Origin of the sequence: Actinomadura rudentiformis (assembly GCF_008923185.1) — a bacterium.
Classification (GTDB): domain Bacteria; phylum Actinomycetota; class Actinomycetes; order Streptosporangiales; family Streptosporangiaceae; genus Spirillospora; species Spirillospora rudentiformis.
Map to the genome: position 1 here is coordinate 81,427 of NZ_WBMT01000025.1, position 19,419 is coordinate 100,845.

At 68.4% G+C, this 19,419-nt stretch carries 18 protein-coding genes; 10 read left to right on the forward strand and 8 right to left on the reverse strand.

The window, feature by feature from the left end; translation table 11 throughout:
* Window position 1: 1 nt before the first annotated feature.
* Window positions 2-274, reverse strand: coding sequence for a nitroreductase family deazaflavin-dependent oxidoreductase (locus tag F8566_RS41205; RefSeq protein ID WP_151568319.1), 273 nt, complete (start codon window positions 272-274; stop codon window positions 2-4).
* A gap of 238 nt (window positions 275-512) precedes the next feature.
* Here F8566_RS41205 and F8566_RS41210 point away from each other — a divergent pair, with 238 nt between their 5' ends.
* The 8 genes from F8566_RS41210 to dmpG all read left to right on the forward strand — a co-directional run bounded on the left by F8566_RS41210 (window position 513) and on the right by dmpG (window position 8,216).
* On the forward strand, window positions 513-1,409 hold the full coding sequence (locus tag F8566_RS41210; protein WP_151568321.1) for an SMP-30/gluconolactonase/LRE family protein: 897 nt from the start codon (window positions 513-515) through the stop codon (window positions 1,407-1,409).
* 24 nt (window positions 1,410-1,433) lie between these two features.
* Complete coding sequence (locus tag F8566_RS41215; RefSeq protein ID WP_151568323.1) at window positions 1,434-2,315, forward strand: SDR family NAD(P)-dependent oxidoreductase; 882 nt, start codon at window positions 1,434-1,436, stop codon at window positions 2,313-2,315.
* Window positions 2,316-2,331: 16 nt separating this feature from the next.
* Window positions 2,332-3,540 carry a cytochrome P450 gene (locus F8566_RS41220; protein WP_225993979.1) on the forward strand — a complete coding sequence of 403 codons (1,209 nt, stop codon included), beginning with the start codon at window positions 2,332-2,334 and terminating at the stop codon, window positions 3,538-3,540.
* A gap of 193 nt (window positions 3,541-3,733) precedes the next feature.
* Window positions 3,734-4,882 (forward strand): Rieske 2Fe-2S domain-containing protein, encoded by a 1,149-nt coding sequence (locus tag F8566_RS41225; protein WP_151568325.1) that lies wholly within the window; start codon window positions 3,734-3,736, stop codon window positions 4,880-4,882.
* Entirely contained in the window at window positions 4,879-5,151 is a 273-nt protein-coding gene (locus F8566_RS41230) for a hypothetical protein (protein ID WP_151568327.1), read from the forward strand. Before F8566_RS41225 ends, F8566_RS41230 begins: the two co-directional genes overlap by 4 nt.
* Window positions 5,148-6,185, forward strand: a complete 1,038-nt coding sequence (locus F8566_RS41235) for a ferredoxin--NADP reductase (RefSeq protein WP_225993980.1) — start codon at window positions 5,148-5,150, stop codon at window positions 6,183-6,185. The genes F8566_RS41230 and F8566_RS41235 overlap by 4 nt, the downstream gene beginning before the upstream one ends.
* A gap of 82 nt (window positions 6,186-6,267) precedes the next feature.
* On the forward strand, window positions 6,268-7,185 hold the full coding sequence (locus F8566_RS41240) for an acetaldehyde dehydrogenase (acetylating) (RefSeq protein ID WP_192810120.1): 918 nt from the start codon (window positions 6,268-6,270) through the stop codon (window positions 7,183-7,185).
* Window positions 7,182-8,216, forward strand: coding sequence for a 4-hydroxy-2-oxovalerate aldolase (dmpG, locus tag F8566_RS41245; RefSeq protein ID WP_151568329.1), 1,035 nt, complete (start codon window positions 7,182-7,184; stop codon window positions 8,214-8,216). The genes F8566_RS41240 and dmpG overlap by 4 nt, the downstream gene beginning before the upstream one ends.
* Here dmpG and F8566_RS41250 read toward each other — a convergent pair.
* Window positions 8,213-9,034 (reverse strand): IclR family transcriptional regulator, encoded by an 822-nt coding sequence (locus F8566_RS41250; protein ID WP_192810121.1) that lies wholly within the window; start codon window positions 9,032-9,034, stop codon window positions 8,213-8,215. The two genes, dmpG and F8566_RS41250, sit on opposite strands and share 4 nt — an antisense overlap.
* Window positions 9,035-9,153: 119 nt before the next feature.
* On the opposite strand from F8566_RS41250, the gene F8566_RS41255 reads away from it, so the two are divergent.
* Window positions 9,154-10,320: an acyl-CoA dehydrogenase family protein gene (locus F8566_RS41255; RefSeq protein ID WP_151568333.1), complete on the forward strand. Its 1,167-nt coding sequence runs from the start codon at window positions 9,154-9,156 to the stop codon at window positions 10,318-10,320.
* Between the two features lie 7 nt (window positions 10,321-10,327).
* On the opposite strand, the gene F8566_RS41260 is transcribed toward F8566_RS41255, so the two are convergent.
* Genes F8566_RS41260 through F8566_RS41270 form a run of 3 tightly spaced genes read right to left on the reverse strand, consistent with a single transcriptional unit; the run spans window position 10,328 to window position 14,036 of the window.
* Window positions 10,328-11,149, reverse strand: a complete 822-nt coding sequence (locus F8566_RS41260; RefSeq protein WP_225993981.1) for a MaoC/PaaZ C-terminal domain-containing protein — start codon at window positions 11,147-11,149, stop codon at window positions 10,328-10,330.
* On the reverse strand, window positions 11,146-12,366 hold the full coding sequence (locus F8566_RS41265) for an acetyl-CoA C-acetyltransferase (RefSeq protein WP_151568335.1): 1,221 nt from the start codon (window positions 12,364-12,366) through the stop codon (window positions 11,146-11,148). Before F8566_RS41265 ends, F8566_RS41260 begins: the two co-directional genes overlap by 4 nt.
* Window positions 12,367-12,395: 29 nt before the next feature.
* Window positions 12,396-14,036, reverse strand: a complete 1,641-nt coding sequence (locus F8566_RS41270) for an AMP-binding protein (protein ID WP_151568337.1) — start codon at window positions 14,034-14,036, stop codon at window positions 12,396-12,398.
* Window positions 14,037-14,137: 101 nt separating this feature from the next.
* Between F8566_RS41270 and F8566_RS41275 the strand changes: the two genes are divergently transcribed.
* The gene (locus F8566_RS41275) at window positions 14,138-14,767 is read left to right on the forward strand and encodes a TetR/AcrR family transcriptional regulator (RefSeq protein ID WP_151568339.1); all 630 of its coding nucleotides are present in this window, start codon (window positions 14,138-14,140) and stop codon (window positions 14,765-14,767) included.
* Here the strand turns inward: F8566_RS41275 and F8566_RS41280 are convergent.
* From F8566_RS41280 to F8566_RS41290, 3 genes are all read right to left on the reverse strand, one after another.
* Window positions 14,764-15,519 carry a CoA-transferase subunit beta gene (locus tag F8566_RS41280; RefSeq protein WP_225993982.1) on the reverse strand — a complete coding sequence of 252 codons (756 nt, stop codon included), beginning with the start codon at window positions 15,517-15,519 and terminating at the stop codon, window positions 14,764-14,766. The genes F8566_RS41275 and F8566_RS41280 overlap by 4 nt on opposite strands.
* A 2-nt stretch (window positions 15,520-15,521) precedes the next feature.
* On the reverse strand, window positions 15,522-16,358 hold the full coding sequence (locus tag F8566_RS41285; RefSeq protein ID WP_151568485.1) for a CoA transferase subunit A: 837 nt from the start codon (window positions 16,356-16,358) through the stop codon (window positions 15,522-15,524).
* A gap of 146 nt (window positions 16,359-16,504) precedes the next feature.
* Window positions 16,505-19,354, reverse strand: coding sequence for a glycosyl hydrolase (locus F8566_RS41290; RefSeq protein WP_225993983.1), 2,850 nt, complete (start codon window positions 19,352-19,354; stop codon window positions 16,505-16,507).
* Window positions 19,355-19,419 lie beyond the last annotated feature (65 nt).

The window sequence follows — 19,419 nt, forward strand, 5'->3', positions numbered from 1 at the left end:
ATCACGTGGCGACAGGCTCCAGCACGAACACCGGAATGATGCGGTCGGTGTTCTTCTGGTACTCGTCATAGTCCGGCCAGGCCGCGACGGCGCGCTGCCACCACATCGCCTTCTCGGCGCCTTCGACCTCGCGAGCGATCATGTCCCGCGAGATCGGACCGTCCTGCAGTTCGACGTGTGGGTGCGCTTGCACGTTGTAGTACCAGGCGGGGTGCGTCGGGGCGCCGCCGAGAGAGGCGACGATCGCATAACACCCCTGATGCTCCACCCGCATGAGCGGAGCACATGACGCCCGGGCTCAGCCCGCCCGATCCGGACTCGCTGCCGGAACGTGAGTCCCAACGTCCAGGTCCACTTCAGTGTGTGCGGGATCACAGCAGTCCCGCTGAGTGGGAAGCGCCGATGTCCAGCCTGGAACCGCGCGCATACGGTCGCAGTCGCTTCACAGGCCCGCCTGGTCGAGGGGACAGCCGGGCCTGATACAGAACCGGGCACGTGATCGAGGAGCCTCCATGGAGACCTATGCCGCCGAGCGCCTGGCAACGGGGTTCAGCTGGACCGAGTGCCCACGCTGGCATGACGGACGCTTCCACTTCTCCGACATGTACAACCACCGGATCGTCGCGCTCTCCCCGGCGGGGGAGGCCGAAGTCCTGGTCGATCTCGGGGACAGGGACGCCCTGGACGGGGCCGAGGTCGTGCTGGCAGGCACCGGATTCTTGCCGGACGGGCGGCTGCTGGTGAACTCGATGTTCGAGCGCGTGGTGCTCGCCGTTTCCGACGGGAAGGCCGAACTCTACGCCGACCTGCGTGGTCTGGCCGCCGGGCCGATCAACGACATGGTCGTCGCCGCCGACGGCCGGGCATATATCACCCAGCTCGGCTTCGACCTGTGGGCGGGGGAGCAACCTGCGCCGTCGCCGATCATCATCGTCGAACCCGGCGGGGCGGCCCGGATCGCTGCCGGCACGGACCATCTGCTGGGCGCCAACGGCATCGCCCTGACCGCCGACGGCGGCACCCTGGTCACCGCGGAGGCGTTCGCCGAGAAGATCGTCGCGTTCACCGTCGGCGCCGACGGTGAACTGTCGGACTACCGGCTCTTCGCGGACATCGGCGAGCTACCGGATGGCATGTGCCTGGACGCCGAGGGCGCCGCCTGGGTGGCGCTCCCGGTCAGCAGCCGGGTTCTGCGTGTCGCTGACGGCGGCGAGGTCCTCGCCCAGGTGACCGTCCCCCAAGGGGAGGCCGGTTGCAGTACGGCATGTGACCTCGGCGGCGATGACCGCAAGACCCTTTACATCGCCTGTGGTTTCGAGGTCTTCGACTTCGCCAAGTCCCGCGAGGGCGCACAGGGATCGATCTGGACCGCCCGCGTCGACGTTGCCGGCGGCGGCACTCGCCCCTGATCGGGCCCCATCAGAGGAGAACGCATGCTCGACTTCACCGGAAGCGTCGTCATCGTGACCGGTGCTGGGCGCGGAATCGGCCGTGCTCACGCCCTTCTGCTCGGCGCGCGTGGCGCCTCTGTCGTCGTGAACGACCTGGGCGGCGACACCGACGGGAACGTTCCGTCCGACGACCCGGCACAGCGGGTCGCCGCGGAGATCGAGGCAGCCGGCGGCACGGCCCTGGCCAATTCCGACTCGATCGCCGACCCCAAGGGCGTCGAGTCGCTCGTGGAACAGACCATCGAGCGATTCGGCCGCATCGACGGAGTAGTGAACAACGCTGGAATCTACCGGCTGGGCCGGTTCGAGGATCTGGAACCTGAGGTCTTCCACGACTTCATCGACGTTCACTACCTCGGCACCCTCATGCTCTGCAGGGCCGCCTGGCCGCACTTGGCAGCCTCCGGCAGCGGCCGGATCGTCAACACCGTTTCGGCCGCGATGACCGGCCAGCCGGACATGGCCCACTACGGCGCCGCCAAGGGCGCCGTCTACGGCTTGACCCGCACCCTCGCGGTCGCCGGCGCGGCGCACGGCATCAAGGTGAACGCCGTCGCCCCCGGCGCCGCGACCCGGATGCTGGAGCTCGCGCGCCCGTCGCTCCCACCCGGCACGGTCGAGTGGATGCAGGCCGAGATGCCACCGGAGAAGGTGTCGCCGGTCGTGACCTATCTGGTCCATCCCGACTGCGCGATCACCGGCGAGGTCATCAACGCGGCGGGCGGTTTCATCTCCCGCATGGTCATGGTCAACACGCCCGGGATCCAGGATCCCGAGGCGACCCCCGAGAGCGTCGCCGCGCGGATCGGTGAGATCACCGATCCGGCGAACGCTCAGATCGCCGAACTCGCCTTCCCGACCTGAACCGCAAGGAGACACCTTGAAAGCCCAGTTCCCTTACGGACCGGTCGGCGCGGAGGAAGCCTTGCAGATCATGCGGGCGCTTCGTGAGGACAGGCCGATGACCAAGGTCACCTTCGAGTTCGGCGGTGACGCCTGGTTGATCCACCGTCACGACGCCTGCCGGGAGATGCTGGAGAACCGCGCCTTCGTCCGCAAGCCGTTCCGCGAGGGCCGTACGGTCCCGTACGCGATCGAGTTCCCCGCGTTCCTCACGCAGACTCTCCAGTTCATGGATCCGCCGAACCACACGCGGATGCGCAGGCTGGTCATCAAGGCCTTCACCCAGCGGCGCGTGGACAGGCTCCGCGAGTCGACCCAGGCCTTCGCGGACGAGCTGGTCGATCGGATGACCGCAGGCAGTGCGACCTCGGCCAATCTCATCGACGCCTTCGCGTTGCCGCTTCCCATCCGGGTCATCGGCGACTTGCTCGGCGTGCCCGAGGAGGGCCGGACGAACTTCGTGCAGTGGAGTCACGCCCTGCTGTCGACCTCCGGCATGGAGGAGAGCCAGGTGATGGAACACGCGACCTCGCTGTTCGTCTACCTGAACGAGCTCATCGCGGAGCGCCGTGCCGAACCCAAGGACGATCTGCTCAGCGCGCTGGCGGCGGCCAAGGAGGCCGACGACGAGCTCACCGACGGAGAGATCGTCGAAATCGCGATGCTGCTGGTCGTCGGCGGGTTCGACAACACCGCCAACTTCACCGCGCAGGGAGTCCTGTCGCTCCTGCTCAATCCCGACCAGCACGCAGTTCTCAGCGAGGACATCGACGGGAGAATCAGTAGCGCGGTCGACGAGATCCTCCGCCACGGCAACATGACGCTGGGCCGTACTCACTCCTCTGGTCCTGGCCTGGTCCCCTTCGCCGCAGCCGAGGACACGACGATCGCCGGTTGCCCGATCAAGGCGGGGGAGGCCGTCATGGTGGACGTGACGTCCGCGAACCATGATGACAACGCCTTCGAAAACGCCGACAGCTACGACCTGCTGCGCAAGCCCAACCAGTTCCTCACCTTCAGCCACGGCCTGCACCGCTGCCTGGGCGCGCCGCTCGCCCACATGGAGCTGGAGGTGGGTATCGGCACCCTGTTCAAGCGGCTCCCAGGGCTGAAACTCGACGGTGAGCCGGTCTTCCTGGAGGGCATCCTCACCGGCGGCATGACCGACCTGCCGGTCGCTTGGTGACCGGCAGGGGAACATGTGGGCGGCGCCGTCCCGGCCAGCGGGAACGCCCGTGAAACGGGCTTCCGTCCCGGCCTAGCCTCGCCGGAGGAGAGGCGCACCTCATACCTCACGCGCCGACGGTGAGGTGCGCCCCTCCTACCCCGATCCGGCGGTTGCCGTGAGGCACTGCGGCAGCCTCGACCCTGGAGCTCTCGTGACCACACAACAGACCGGCGGTGAGGAGACCCGCGTGATCGAGGCGGCGGCCCCGCCCACCCGGTACGCGCGCGGTTGGCATTGCCTCGGTCTCCTGGAGCACTTCAACGATGGCAAGCCGCACGCCGTCGAGGCTTTCGGGACCAAGCTCGTGGTGTTCGCCGACGGCAGTGGCAAGCTGAGCGTCCTCAACGCCTACTGCCCCCACATGGGGGGCGACCTGAGCCAGGGCGAGGTCAAGGGCGACCAGATCGCCTGCCCGTTCCACGACTGGCGCTGGTCCGGCAACGGCCGCTGCGCGAGCATCCCCTACGCCAGGCGGGTGCCGCTGCGGGCACGCACCCGCTCCTGGACCACCTTGGAGCGGAACCAGCAGCTGTTCGTCTGGCACGACCCTCAAGGCAACCCGCCACCGCCCGAAGTGACCATCCCAGAGATCACTGAGGCCGGTTCGGACGAGTGGACCTCCTTCACCTGGAACCGGCTGCTCGTCGAGGGCTCCCACTGCCGGGAGATCGTCGACAACGTCGTGGACATGGCCCACTTCTTCTACATCCACTACTCGTTCCCCACGTTCTTCAAGAACGTCTTCGAGGGGCACATCGCCGCGCAGTACATGAACAGCAGGTCCCGTCCCGACGTCGACCTCGGGACCGGCCGCTCGGATGAGAAGCTCACCGTTTCCGAGGCGGCCTACTACGGGCCCTCGTACATGATCAATCCGTTGAAGAGCGTCTCCGGCGACCGGACGCTGGAGAGCATTCTGATCAACTGCCACTATCCGGTCTCTCCCACGAGCTTCGTCCTCCAGTGGGGCGTGATCGTCAAGAAGGCCGAAGGCATGCCCGAGGAGCACGCCGATCAGTACTCCCAGGCTGTCGCCAAGGTCGTGGAGAAGGGTTTTCTGCAGGACGTGGCGATCTGGCGGAACAAGACGAAGATCGACAACCCGCTGTTGTGCGAGGAGGACGGTCCCGTCTACCAGCTCCGCCGCTGGTACGAGCAGTTCTATGTGGACGTCGAGGACGTGACCCCCGAGATGACCCGGCGGTTCGAGTTCGAGATCGACACCGAACGGGCCAACGGCTTCTGGCAGCGCGAGGTCCAGGAGAACCTCGCCGAAGGCCGCGTCGTGCACGTCTCATGATCGACGAACGGCCCGAGTACCCCGTCACCTGCCGGCGGTGCGGGGCGTGCGTCCTGGTGCGGAAGAACAGCCTCGCGCACACGGAGATCCAATGGACCACCGACACCTCCGGCTGCCCGGAGCTGGGCCGGAGCTCGGTACCACGCAGCCTGGCAAGTGTGCTCCCGACCTGTGCCGAGTTGCGTGACAGCGTCGAGGGCGCCGTTCGTGAGGGCCGGCTGCCCGTGCCGTCTCTGCCCGCGCCGTCCAAGGCGGAGTCCACCTGGTGAACACCTCCGCTTGCGGGCTGCCGGTTCTCAATGTGATCGCCGAAACTGCCGACGCCTGCTCGATCGTCCTGGGCGTGCCTGAGGAACTCCGCGGCCGGTTCACCTACCGGCCCGGGCAGTTCCTCACGGTGCGGATCCCCGATGGGGAAGGAGCCGGTGCGGCGCGCTGCTACTCGCTGTCGAGCGCACCCGGGGCCGATCCGACTCTCAGGATCACCGTCAAGAGGGTCAAGGGAGGGTATGGATCGAACTGGCTCTGCGACCACGTGCGCCCGGGGGACACCCTCGAGGTGCTGCCGCCCTCCGGGCGTTTCACCCCGGACTCGCTCGAGGCCGACCTGCTCCTGTTCGCGGCGGGCAGCGGCATCACCCCGGTGATCTCCATCGTCAACGCGCTCCTGGCCGGGAGCGCCGGCAGCGCCGTGCTGTTCTACGCCAACCGCGACGAGGCGTCGGTGATCTTCGCGGGGGAGCTCCGGGATTTGGCGGCCTCGGCACCCGATCGCCTGCAGGTCGTTCATCTCCTTGAGAGCCTCCAGGGGCTGCCGACCGTCGCGTCGCTGGCGGCTCTCGCCGCACCCCACGCAGCCAGGGACGCCGCCTTCATCTGCGGCCCGGCGCCGTTCATGGACGCGGTCGGCGAGGCTCTGGGCTCGCTGGGCATGGGCAGGGAGAGGATCGTCATGGAACGTTTCCACTCGCTCTCCGGTGATCCCTTCGCCGCAGTGGAGAATATCCCGGAGGAGTCCGGGGCCGCGGACAGTGCCCAACTCAAGGTCGCTCTGAACGGCGATGAGCATCTGCTGGAGTGGCCTACAAAGATCAGCTTGCTCGCTCTGCTACGGGCTCGCGGCCTGCAACCGCCGTTCTCCTGTGAGGAGGGGTTCTGCGGTGCCTGTGCCTGCCGTGTGCTTGCCGGGGAAACGAAGATGCTGTGCAACGACGTCCTCGAGGACGAGGACCTGGAGGAGGGATTGGTTCTGAGCTGCCAGGCCCTCCCCATGTCCGACGAGGTCGAGGTGACCTTCGACTAGCGTCGACCGGGAAGGGTCGCACAGTCCCGCTGAGCGGGTCATCCGCTTCTGCGCCCATGAGCCGGCTGCAACAGTTCACGCCATGGGAGCTGAAAAGGTGATGGCCGCGATCGTCGGTCCCGGGAACATCGGCACGGACCTCTTGGAGAAACTGCGGCGGAGCTCTGTGATCGATGTCGGATACGTGGTCGGCGTGGTGGAATCGGACGGTCTGGCCCGCGCCAGGTCTCGCGGCGTCAGCGCCTCGGCTGAAGGCATCGACTGGCTGCTGCGTCAAGATCATCCGCCGGAGCTCGTGTTCGAGGCGACGTCGGCCAGAGCGCACGTGGAGAACGCGCCGCGCTATGCCGAAGCCGGGATCCAGGCCGTCGACCTGACCCCCGCACATCTCGGGCCCATGGTGTCACCGCCGGTCAACGGCGCCGAACATCTGGACTCGCCGAACCTATCCATGATCACCTGCGGCGGACAGGCGACGATCCCGATCGTGCACGCGGTATCGCGGGTGACGCCGGTCGACTACGCCGAGATCGTCGCTTCGGTCGCCTCACGCGGTGCGGGCCCGGGCACGAGGGCGAACATCGACGAGTTCACCGAGACCACCGCGCGTGCCGTGGAGGCGGTCGGCGGGGCCCGCAAGGGCAAGGCGATCATCATTCTCAACCCTGTCGAACCACCGATGATCATGCGCGACACGGTGTACTGCTCGATCGGCGCGGACGCCGACCACGAGGCGGTCAGTGCCTCCATCCAGGCAATGGTCACTGAGGTGCAGCAGTACGTTCCCGGCTACACGCTGCGTGCCGAGCCGCAGTTTGACGAGGTTCGCTCAGAATGGAACGGGCTCGGACGGGTCGCGGTGTTCCTGGAGGTCCGGGGTAACGGCGACTACCTGCCGCCTTGGGCGGGCAACCTCGACATCATGACGGCCGCCGCCGCGCGGGTCGGCGAACTGATCGCCGCGGCCAAGCTGGCGCAAAAGGCCGGAGTACGGGCATGAACCGGCCGGAACTCCGCCACGACGTGCGGATCATCGACACCACGCTGCGCGACGGCAGCCATGCCATGGCGCACCGGTTCACCGAGGACGAGGTGCGGCAGACCGTCCGTGCGCTCGACCGGGCCGGCATCGAGGTCATCGAAGTCGCCCATGGCGACGGCATCGGCGGCTCGTCGTTCAACTACGGCTTCTCCGCCACCGATGAGATGACCCTCATCGCGGCCGCCCGCGATGAGACGAAGCAGGCTCGCATCGCCGTTCTGCTGGTCCCCGGTATCGGCACCGTCGAGGACCTTCGCCGCGCCCGCGACGCCGGCGCCGACATGGTGAGGGTCGCGACCCACTGCACCGAGGCCGACGTCTCACCGCAGCACTTCGCAGCGGCCCGCGAGCTTGGCATGGAGACGGTCGGCTTCCTCATGATGGCCCATCGCACCTCGCCCGAGGAGCTGGCGAAGCAGGCCCGGATCATGGTCGATGCGGGATGCCAGTGCCCCTATGTCACCGATTCGGCGGGTGCGCTCCTCATGCATGAGGCCAAGGCCCGGTTCGAGGCTCTCGTCGCCGAGGTCGGAGATGAGGCATGGGTCGGCTACCACGGGCATCAGAATCTGAGCCTCGGCGTCGCCAACTCGGTGATCGCGCACGAAGCGGGCGTCAGGTCGATCGACGGATCGCTGTGCGCGCTGGGCGCGGGGGCGGGGAACTCGCCCACCGAGGTACTGGCCGCGGTGTTCGACCGTCTGGGCGTCAGCACTGGTCTGGACGTCTCCGCACTGCTCGACGCCGCCGAGGAAGTCGTCCGTCCCTACCTGCCGCGGTGGCCCAAGATGGACCGCAACGCCATCGTTCAGGGTTGGGCCGGGGTGTACTCCTCTTTCCTGCTCCACGCCGAGCGGGCGGCCGAGCGCTACAAGGTCCCGGCACACGAGATCCTGCGCCGTTGCGGCGAACTCGGCTTCGTCGGCGGCCAGGAAGACATGATCATCGACGTAGCCCTCGGCCTGGTGGCCGAACGTGACGGTTCTTAGAGCCAATCGGTCATGCGCGGCCAGGTTGCCCAGGCGTCCAGGACGCCGGGCGGCCAGGCGCCGCCTGCTCCGGGTCGGGCCCCGCGGAACGACGGGACGGGCGTTCCGGCGTTCGCGGCTCGCCAGATCCGCTGCGCCGCCTGCTGGACCATGGATGTCAGCTGGGTGAAGTTGAGCTGGCGCACCGGCCCGCAGACCGACAACGCGGCCACCGCTGGACCGGGCCCTCGCACCGCCGCGGCTACGCAGCCGACGCCGCGCACAGCCTCTTCTCGGTCGAAGGCGACACCATGTTCGCGCACTCTCTGCAACTCCCGGACGAACTGGACCGGATTCGTGATCGTGAACCGCGTGCGTGCGGCCAAGCCGTTCTCGATGACCTTCTGCACCGTCTCGTCGTCGGCATAGGCGAGCATCGCCTTGCCCACCCCGGTGCAATAGGCGGGGGCACGCCCACCGATCCGGGAGGGCAGCTCGGCCGCCGACGGGCCGCCCAGTTTCTCCAGGTAGACGATCTCGACGCCGTCCAGGACGGCGAGGTGCACGGTGTGCCTGCTGGTCGTGCCCAGGCGTTGCATCAGTGGCAGGGCGGCCTCACGCAGCGTGTCCTGCTGGAGTACGAGGGAGCCGAGCTCCAATATCCGGATGCCGAGCCGGTAGTCGTTGCCCTCCCGAGTGAGCCATCGGACCGCCACCAGACGCTCCAGGATCCGGTGCACCGAGGAACGTGGAAGTCCGCTGCGGCGGACGATCTGCGCGAGGGAAAGCCGGGCGGAACCATCGAAGCTGTCCAGCACCAGCACGAGTCTATCGATCATGGAAACAGGAGCGGCTTCACTGTCGTGCATGGTGATTCGTCCTACTCATCGGGAGATTCCCGGCCGAAGGGAGGTGATCTAGCCTACACTCGCACGCCGCCGGGCTAAGGAGACGCAGGATGGACGATCGGACTCGGGAAAAGGCTGGTGGGATCCTTCCCACTCTGCGGGACAAGGCCGCGCAAGCCGATCGCGACAGGGAGATCTCCCAGACGTCGGTCGAGCAGCTCGCCGAGGCCGGGGCGTTCCGGATGCTGGTGCCGCGGCGGTTCGGCGGTTCGGAATCGGATCTGATCGCCTTCGTCGAGACCATCCGCGACATCTCCGGTGCCTGCGGGTCGACCGGATGGCTTGTGAGCTGGTTCGGCGTGCACTCATGGCATCTGAGCCTGTTCCCGGTCAAAGCTCAGGACGAGGTCTGGGAGACGGGACCGGATGCACTGGTGACGGCCGCCTACGCCGCCACCGGACACGTCGTCGAGGTGCGCGGTGGGTTCCGCATCCAGGGACGATGGAGCTGGGCCACCGGCTGTCGCCACGCCGGCTGGGCGCTGCTCGGCGGAATGATCTCTACGCCCGATGGGGCGCCGGCCGATCTCGTCACCTTCCTGGTGCCCATGACGGATCTGCGCGTCGAGGCCAACTGGGACACTGTTGGGCTGCGTGGCATCGGCAGCCACGATCTCGTTGCGGACGACGTCTACGTGCCCGCGCACCGTTCGCTCAGTTTCGCGCCGTGCTTGGACGGAACCGCTCCGGGCCTGGAGGCCAACCCCGGCGTCCTGTACCGGGTGCCGCTGCCCTCGGTTTTCGCCGCCGCGACGGCGGCACCGGTGATCGGCATGGCGGAGGGCGCGTACGCCGCCCTGGTCGGCTGGTTGCGGACCAGGCTCGGCATGGCCTGGAGCGGGTTGACGACCGGCAGCGACGACTTCAGCAACGCTCACATCGGCGGAGCCGCAGCCGACCTGGACGCGTCCTGGCTCCAGATCGTCCGCGATCTGCGGGAATTGACGCGCCACGCCGAGAAGGACGAACCGATTCCTTGGGCCCTGCGCCGCAGGATCCGGCGCGACCAGGTGGTGGCGACCCGCCGTGCTGCCGACGCCGTGGACCGGCTGTTCGAGCACTCCGGAGGTGAGATGGTGCGCATGGGCCATCCCATCGAGCAGGCTTGGCGCAACATTCACACCGTCCAGGCCTTCGGGATGAACGACCTCGACCGGACCCTGGCGATGTACGGGGCGGGGGAGCTGAACGTCGGTGCCCACCCTCCCATGGTGTGAGCCGCGCTCAGTCGCCGTACAGCGCATGGCCCGCAGCGATGACCGTGTGACCTTCCTTCGCGACGGTGAAGTCGGCGGCGGTGCCGGAAGTCTTGGCTCGCAGCTCCAGTGTGTCGCCGGGCAGGACGGGCGCGGTGAATCTACCCTTCAGCTTCCGCAGGTCCGCGGGGTGGGCGCCGAGCGCGCGGGCGAGGCCCAACGCGGACGTCGCCAGGGTGCACAAACCATGCAAGATGGGGCGGGGCTGCCCGATCGCCCGCGCGGCGGCCGGGTCGATGTGGATCGCGTGGCGATCGCCGCAGAGCCGGTAGAGCGCCGCCTGCTCGGGAAAGGTCGCCAACGCCACGGTCAGCTCGTCGCCCTCGGCCGCGGTGGGCGAGGCGGCGGGTCCGCGATCGCCACCGAAGTCGCCGCGCCCCGGTGCGAAGATCGACCAGCGGGCCATGAAGCAACGGCTCTCGACGCGCACGTCGAAGACGGCGGCGGAGCCCTTGTCCCACACCGCCTCCACCTCGGCGGTCATGGTGAGCTCGCCGCGCGCCGGCAGCGGCTCGAGCACCTCCAGCCGCTGCGCGCCGTGCAGCGCCAGGCCGGGCTCGAACGCGCGCAGCGCTCCGAGCGCGTCGGGCGCCCACTGGGCGAGTGTGAGAGCGAAGGTCGGGAGCGGGCGGAGCCGTGCCTCGAAGACGAGATCGAGCTCGTCGGCTCTCGCTCCGACGGCGAGCGCGTAGAGGATCGCGTCGCGCTCGGTCCAGGCGACCGAGCGCCGGCCGAGAGGATGGCCGATCCACTCGCCGGCCGGACGGTCGGTGTTCACCATTCCGGTCATGACAGGCGTTCGATGACGAGGGCCATACCCTGGCCGCCTGCGGCGCACATGGTCACGGCGCCGAAACGGCCGTCGCGACGGCGGAGTCCGTTGATCAGGGTGGTGGTGAGCCGTGCTCCGGTCTGCCCGAAGGGATGGCCGAGCGCGATCGCTCCGCCGTGCACGTTCACGCGATCGAGGGCGAGTCCCAGATCGTCGCAGACCGGGAGCACCTGAGCCGCGAACGCCTCGTTGATCTCCACTAGATCGAGATCGGCCACGGTCAGCCGCGCCCGGGAGAGCGCTTGAGCCATGGCTTCGGAGGGCCCGAGCCCCATGATCTCGGGAGAGAGGGCCGACACGCCGGTGGAGACGATCCTGGCCAGAGGCTGGATGCCCAGGTCGTGTGCCCTCCTGTCCGACATGATCACCAGAGCGGCGGCGCCGTCGTTGAGGGGGCAGCAGTTGGCCGCCGTGACGGTGCCGTCCGGCCGGAAGACGGGGGAGAGGCGGGCGACCGACTCAAGGGTCACGCCCGGGCGCGGGCAGTCGTCATGGGTGACGACTGTTCCGTCCGGAAGGGTGACGGGCGTGATGTCGACTTCGAAGAACCCGTCGGCGAGGGCTTTCTCCGCGAGGTTCTGGCTGCGCACGCCGAACTCGTCCTGCCGGGCGCGGCTGATGCTGCGCAGTTGGGCGACGTTCTCGGCGGTCTGGCCCATGGCGATGTAGGGGTCAGGCAGTTCACCGGCGGTTCGAGGGTCGGTCCAGGGCTCCGCGCCCGCGGCGGACCTGGCCCTCGTCCGCTCCTCCGCGGCGGCGTAACGCGGGTTGCGGGTGCCATCGAGGCCGTCGGACTTGCCAAGGCCGTACCGGGAAACGCATTCCACTCCGGCGGAGACGAAGACATCACCCTCGCCTGATCGGATCGCGTGAAAGGCCATCCGGGTGGTCTGGACGCTCGACGCGCAGTACCGCTGCGACACGGTCCCCGGCACTCCGTCGAGCCCCAGACCGATGGCGACCTGGCGGGCGAGACCGTAACCCTGTTCCCCGGCGGGCTGGGCGCAGCCCACCATGAGGTCGTCGATGGTGCTCGGATCGAGGTCGGGAACCTGCTTCAGCGTGGCCGTGACGATCTGGCGGAGCAGATCATCGGCACGCACGTCCTTCAGAGAGCCTTTGTGCGCTCGACCGATCGGCGAGCGCGCCATCGCGACGATGACTGCTTCGGGCATGGGGACCTCCGTTACCTATCAAACATTTGTTAGTCAATCTTTGGCGGTCCGGGAGCCGGTTCGGCCGCGCTCAACTCCCGCTTGACGATCTTGCCGCTGGCGTTGCGGGGCAGCGAGACCACCAGCGTCAGCTCGTGGGGGACCTTGAAGTTCGCCAGCCGCGCCCGGCAGTGAGCGATCAGCTCCGCCGGGTCCGGCGAGGCGCCCGGGACGGGCACGACGAAGGCGTGAGCGGCCGAGCCGAGCCGTGGATCCGGCCGGGCCACGACGGCGGCCTCGGAGACGTCCGGGTGGGCGGCGAGGACGTTCTCGACCTCGGCCGGGTAGACGTTGAACCCGCCGACGGTGAACATGTCCTTCAGCCGATCGGTGATCTTCAGGCACCCGTGGTCGTCCAGGCGCCCGATGTCGCCGGTGTGCAGCCAGCCGTTGGCGTCGATGGCCTCGCGGGTGGCGGTCTCGTCCTCGAAGTAGCCGAGCATGACGTTCCTGCCCCGCACGAGGATCTCGCCGTCCGCGCCGACCGGCGCCTCCGCGCCGCTCGTGGTGTCGACGAGGCGCAGTTCGATCCCCGGGACGGGCGGACCGGTGGTCTCGGCAATGTGGTGGGGATCCTCGCCGATGCGGGACCGACTCACCATGATGCACTCGGTAAGGCCATAAGCCTGTGCCACTTCGGTGAATCCGAGTTCGTCGCGCATCCGGCTGAACAGGGACTCCGGCACTGTCGCGGCGCCGGCGGTGGCGAACCGCAAGGACGACAGGTCGTAGGCGGTCCTGCGCGGATGCTCAAGCAGGGTGAGGAAGAGCGCCGGGGCCCCGGGCATGACTGAGATCCGCTCTCGTTCCACGAGCGCCAGGAGCGCCTCGGCATCGAGCGTCGCGACGGGGTAGACGGTCGCGCCGGCCCCGAGTGCGGCGATGATCCCCGCCTTGTAGCCGAAGCCGTGGAAGAACGGGTTGACGATCGCGTACCGATCCCGGCTGGTCAGCCGTGCCCCCGTCGCCCAGATGCGTGCCACGTCGACCGTCTGCCGGTGCGCGCTCATGACGCCCTTCGGCCGTCCGGTCGTGCCCGAGGTGAACAGGACGTCGCAGAGATCATCCTCTTGGACGGCTGCGGCCACCGCCCTGGCCTCCTCGGCGGGGACCTCCCCGGAACGTTCGAGGAAGCGTGACCAGCTCAGCGTTCCTGGTGAGTGCGGCTCCCCGCTGCCGGGCACGTCGACAAGGGTGCGAAGGAACGGCAGGCCGGGCAGGGGCCCGCTCCCCGCCGCGCCAGGCGCGGCGGCCGCGCGCAGCAATCCGAGGTAGTCGGTGCCAAGGAAACCGTTCGAGGTGACAAGCGTCGTGGCGCGCGACCGGGCCAGAATGGCCGCGGCCTCCTGGCCCCGGTAGCGGGTATTCAGCGGGACGAGCGCGGCACCCGCTGAGAGTGCTCCCAGCGCGGCCACGATGTACTCCGCCCTGTTGGGCATCCAGAGGGCGACCCGATCGCCGGGGCGCGTGCCGCATGCGCGGAAGGCCCGGGCCGCCTGCTCCGCGAGCGCGGCGAGCTCGCGGTAGCTCAGCTCGGTCTCTCCGTCGACGACGGCCCGATGGGCTCCGAAGCGCAGGTCGGCGCCGCGTAGCAGACCGGGGACGGTCGTCGCGCGTTCGAAGGTGCTCAATGACGCTCCTCGCCATGACCAAATGTTTGTTCGGTACCATGAGGACGCGTCGGATACGGCGGCGGTGATGGGGCAGGGCGTCCTGCGGTGAGGGGGAGCAGATGGTGGTGGCCAAGTCGCGCGAGCAGGGCGGCAAGCGCGAGGGTGGCCGGACGCCGAGCCGTGCCGATCGCCGCGAGCAGCTCCTGGCGGTCGCGGCCGAGCTGTTCGCCACCCGGGGCTACGCGGGGACGACCACGCGGGACATCGCCGAGGCCGCCGGGATCCTGGCGGGGAGCATCTACCATCACTTTCCCTCCAAGGAGGCGCTGCTCGACGAGATCCTCCGCACCTTCCTCACCCGGCTGTACGACCGGTTCGCCGGGGTGGAGCGGCAGGGCGGCGATCCCCGCGAGGCGCTGATCAACCTGATCAAGATTTCCTTCTCCTGTATCCACGACACCCCGCACGCCGTGGCGGTCTACCAGAACGAGAGCGACAACCTCGCCGGCGAGAAGGGCTTCGCCTACGTCGCCGACTACAGCCTGCGGATCGAGCAGATCTGGCTGCGGGTGATGACCGCCGGACAGACCTCGGGCGTGGTGCGGCCGGATCTCGATGTCAAGCTCGCTTACCTGTTCATACGCGACGCCGTCTGGTCGTCCGTGCGCTGGTACCGCGCGAAGGGTCCGCTCCAGTCCGACAACGTGGCCGACCAGTACCTGAAGCTGCTTTACGGTGGCCTCGGTTAGCCCGGCACCTCCCGCGCCCGTAGTCCCATGGGGTCGATCACCTCGCGGATGAGCCGCAGCTCCTCCGCGGTCGGCATCCGGGTCTCCGTGGCGGTCGATGCGTCCACCGCGAACCCGGTAGCGTGCCGGACCTCCTCGACGGTCACGCCCGGATGCACCGATCTGATCCTCAAGGCGCCGTCCGGGCCGTAGTCGAAGACCGCCAGCTCGGTGATGACCACTCCGAGATCGTGGAATCGCGCCGCCGCGCCGCCCGCGGCCCTGGCCCGGTCATTGCCCACACCGGAGACGACGTCGACCTGTTCGACGAACACCCGCGGGGAGTGCTTGGGCACCCAGTAGTTCGTCCGGTGATTGACCGTGTTGCCCGGTGCACCGCGAACACCGATGAGCTGGCGTGCGGGCCGCCGCCAGTCACCGATGCAGGAGATGTTCTGGTTGCCGTACCGGTCGAGCTGGCTGGCGCCCATCATGCTCCTCCGGCGGCCGGACTGGACGATGTCGAACACCTCCCGGTACGGCGTCCACGCCTCAACGGTCCCGGCCTCGGCCGCGGTCTTCCCCAGCGGCGGAGGATCGCTCATGAAGAAGGCCTCGCCGTCCGAGAGCACCAGGTCGGGAGAGTGGGTCAGCCGGGCGAGCCGGACGCTGATCGCGGGGACGGCCCCCACGGCGTGGGCCAGCACCTCGCCGGCGCCGCGCCAGGAGTCGGAGGCGGCGACCACACAGACCTCCGCACGCGTGCATTGCATGGTCAGTTGCTCCTCTGATCGACGGCGGACTGGTAGCGTGCCTCGTCGCCGCGCAGGTAGGTCTCAGCGAAGGACTCCCAAGCCGCCGGCTCCTTGGCGGCCGCCGCGTATTCGCGCTGGAACCGCTCATCCCGGTCGTAGTCGGGAACGCACGAGGTGAAATGCGCTCCTCGCGGCGTCTCGATGACCCCGGTCACATACATCCGCTTGACCAGAAGAGACTGGAATGGCGCGTCGTCCAGCAGCCGCTCGGTCGGCACGATCTCTTCGCAACTGAGGTAGCAGCGGTCGGCGGCCATCGCGTAAAGGTCGTCGAAGTAGGGATCCGGCCCGAGGTACTGGCCATTGCCCGCTGCGTCGGCGCGGTTGAGGTGGATCAGCGCGACGTCCATGCGCAGTGCGGGCATGGCGACGTAGACCTCGTCGTCGTAGGGCGAGGCGACGGTGCGCAGATCCGGGTTCATGGTGAGGACGTCGGAGGCCAGGCCGGCCCGGGTGGGCAGGAACGAGATCCGCTGTGCGGCCGCCCGCAGGCCTGCGACGAACATCCCCTCGTCGTACTCGGAGATCTCGATCGATCCGCTTTCGCGTGCGGCGCGGAAATGCGGATCGAGCGGGATGCTGTCCAGGGAGACGAAGCCGTACGCCACCCTGCGCACCTTGCCCGCGTCGCACAGCAGACCGACGTCGGGCCCGCCCAGGCTGATGATCGTGAGGTCCTTGACGTCGGTGCGCAGCAGCGCGCGGACGAGCGCCATGGGCTTGCGGCGCGATCCCCACCCGCCGATCCCGACGGTCATCCCCGATTCGATCGTGGCCGCGAAGTCCTCCAGGGACATCGACTTGTCGCCCACGGAACTTCGCTCCTTCAAGGGGACATCAAGCAAACGACCTGCTGGAACGGAGCATCGCGGACACCGAGACCGTCCCGGCCCGGCGAGGTGTCAGCGGCCGGGAACCCGGCCGCTGACACCTCGCCGGTCGTCTACTCCTGGATCGGCACCTCGCGGTAAGGAATGATCTTGACGGGGCCGAGGAGCCCGTAGGACTGGCGGGGCTGTTCGGCCTGGAGCGGGAACCCCGGTGTCACCCGGAGCCGGTTCCTGAGGGGGGTCGCCACCCGGACTGTGATCGTGTTCGAGCCCGGCCTCACATAGCCCGTGAGGTCGAGCCGCCGGACCACCTGGTCGGGAGCGGGCAGGACACGCCCGTTGACGGTGACCTGGAAGGTATCGATGACGTCGCCGAGGTCGAGGTAGGCGCCGTCGAGATCGCTGAGCGTGGCCGTCGTGGTGTAGACGCCGGTTCCTGAGACATCGGCGAGCCCGGGGAGTTCCTTCCAGGGCTTGAGGCCGTGAAGGCCGAGTTCGTGCCGGACCGTCTCCCGGTCACCGGCCGGGCCCTGCCGCCAGTCATCGACGGTGAGTTTCCACTCGGCGAGTTCCTGAGGCACGCCCACTGACGGGACATCCACCTGTACCGGACGACCGTTGTCCAAAGTGACGGTGTAAGAACCCGCTGTGGAGGAGCGGAGCCGGATCCCCTTCCCGTCGGACACGATCTCACCGCCGGTGGTCGCTGTGGCGTGCCGGGAGATGTCGCGACCGAGCGCCAGGACGGTGGATTGGCCGGGGGCCAGGCCGACCGGTACGACCGTCCGAGATCGGGCGGCCTGGTACTGCCCCACCGGACTGATCTTTCCGGTCCAGGCGTCGAGCTTGTAGGGGCTGCCCGCTCCCTCCAGCGAGAGGGAAGTGGAGACGGGGGAGGCGGTCGGGTTGTAGACGTAGTAGAGGTCTCCGCCGGTACGGGCGCGGCGGACGGTGACCAGGCCTGGAACGCTGGACTCGGCCGCCGCGCGCACCTTGAGCCCGGCCAGGGCAGGGGCGAGCTCGTTCTGGCCGGCGATCCTGCGGACCGAGGGTCGGGCGAGCAGCAGCCGCATGATCCGGCCGAGTTCGGCGTCCTGTGCTGCGGCCCGGTTCGCGCCGGGCGTGCGTGCCGGCGGCTCGCCGACGATGATGATCGGCAGACCTCGCTGAGTGAACTCCAGGAGCTTGCGGGCCGTTTCGACCTGCATCGTGGGCTGGTGATCCAGGATCAGTGCCCGATAGGCGGGGCCGTCCGGGGCAAGACGCCCGTCGCGCACGCTGACCTGGGCCAGGTCAGTCGGACCGACATAGTCGAGGGTGAAGCCCTTGGCGCCGTCCTGGATACGAACGTCTCTGCCGTAGCTCTGCCGATAGACAGCAAGATCCACTGACGGGCGGCCCTGCCGGAGCAGGTACTGCATCCGCGAGACCCAGCCGGTGATCTTGCCGGTGTCGTCCCAGGTGGGTTGGCGCGGACCCCATGCCTCGGAGAAGCCGTTGCCGCCCTGCATGGTGAAAGGCGAGAACCCCGGCCAGGCCATGCCTGGAACATGCCCCGCGGCGACACCGTGCAGGACGATCTGGTTGACACCGTGAGTGAACGCGGTGTTGAAATGCCGCAGCATCTGCGGCCAGGTCTGGGCGTAGGCGCTGTTATAGACCGCGCAGCACTCCAGTGAGAACAGCTTCTTGCCGGACAGGTGCACGGCGCCGCCGGCCGTCCAGAAGAACGGTTCCTCGCTGTAGTCGTCCTGGGCACCGAGCGACTCGGTCTCCGGCACGTCGACCGACAGGTCGATCCGCGCTGTGTCGATGGTCGTGCCGTAGGGCTGTGCCCGGTACCGAAGGCCCAGCGCGTTGGCCCACTTCTTCAGAGGTCCGACGTGCTCGCCGATGTAGAGGTCGGTGAGCGTGCGGTAGTAGTCATCGCGGATGCGGGCGCCGCTGCCGTCGTCGAACTCGAAGTCGGGGGTGTCGGCGGGGGTCGCGGAGGTGTACTGGCGGTGAATGCGGTCGATGGACAGCACCGGCAGGTTCTCTCGCAGAGAGTATCCGCGCAGATCCTGGAAACGATCGAGCAGGCCGCTGGTCCAGTGCAGGTTCGCGTCGAGTTCGAGGGAGTCCTCGAAAAGGTCGCCGCCCGTCCGTTTGACCAGGTCGCGCAACCGTGGTGACAGGACGTGGTCGTCCCAGTAGCGCGTCGCGGCCGTGGCTCCGCGTGTGCTGAAGTGATCGACCACATAGGAGGGTGAGCCGGACACCGACTGCCGGGAGACCGACGCCTGGCCGGTGCCGCGCTGCCAGTAGCCGAGCAGCAGCCACTCACCGCCGTTCGGAGCCGTCCAGGACAGGGAGGCATCGCGGACGGTGCCGGTGAGGTCGACCAGCGAATCGCGTTTGAGCTTGACCGGTTTGGCCATGGTGCAGGATCCGGCGCACTCGACCGCGAGGACGGCCACCAGCTTCTGCTTGGTCACTCCGGCCGTGGGCGCGGGTGCGGCGGGCACCGGCCCTGAGTAGGCGGTACCGCCCGCGACGACGCTTCTTCCGTAGGCGAGTTCTTGCGCCGCCTCGGGACTGTCCGGGGTGAGGCCAGGAACCACCAGCGGCCATGAAGGGCCGACGGTGAAGTCGATGTCGATGCCGTACTTGCGACCGGCCTGCGCGGCACGCTCCATCCGGTCGGTCAAGGACGCACTGCCCCAGCCGTTCTTCACGGGGTCGAAGGCCAGCATGCACTGGATCTCCACCGAGCCGAAACCGCGATCGGCGATCTGCTTGATCTCCGCGTCGATCGAGTTCGGGTCGATCTCGGCGCACGGCCACCAGTAGCGGGTCTTGGGCCTGGCGTCGAGGGGAGGAGCGGCGAAGCCACGCTCGAACCCCAGGCCGAGCGGGGACGGCGAGGCCGACACTGTGGTGGGAAGCGAGACCAGGGCACTGGCCAGAGTGAGCGCGGCCAAGGCAGAACGCCTTTTGCCGAGGTGAAGGGACATGGGTCTCCTCAGGGGATGGGACGGAACCAAGC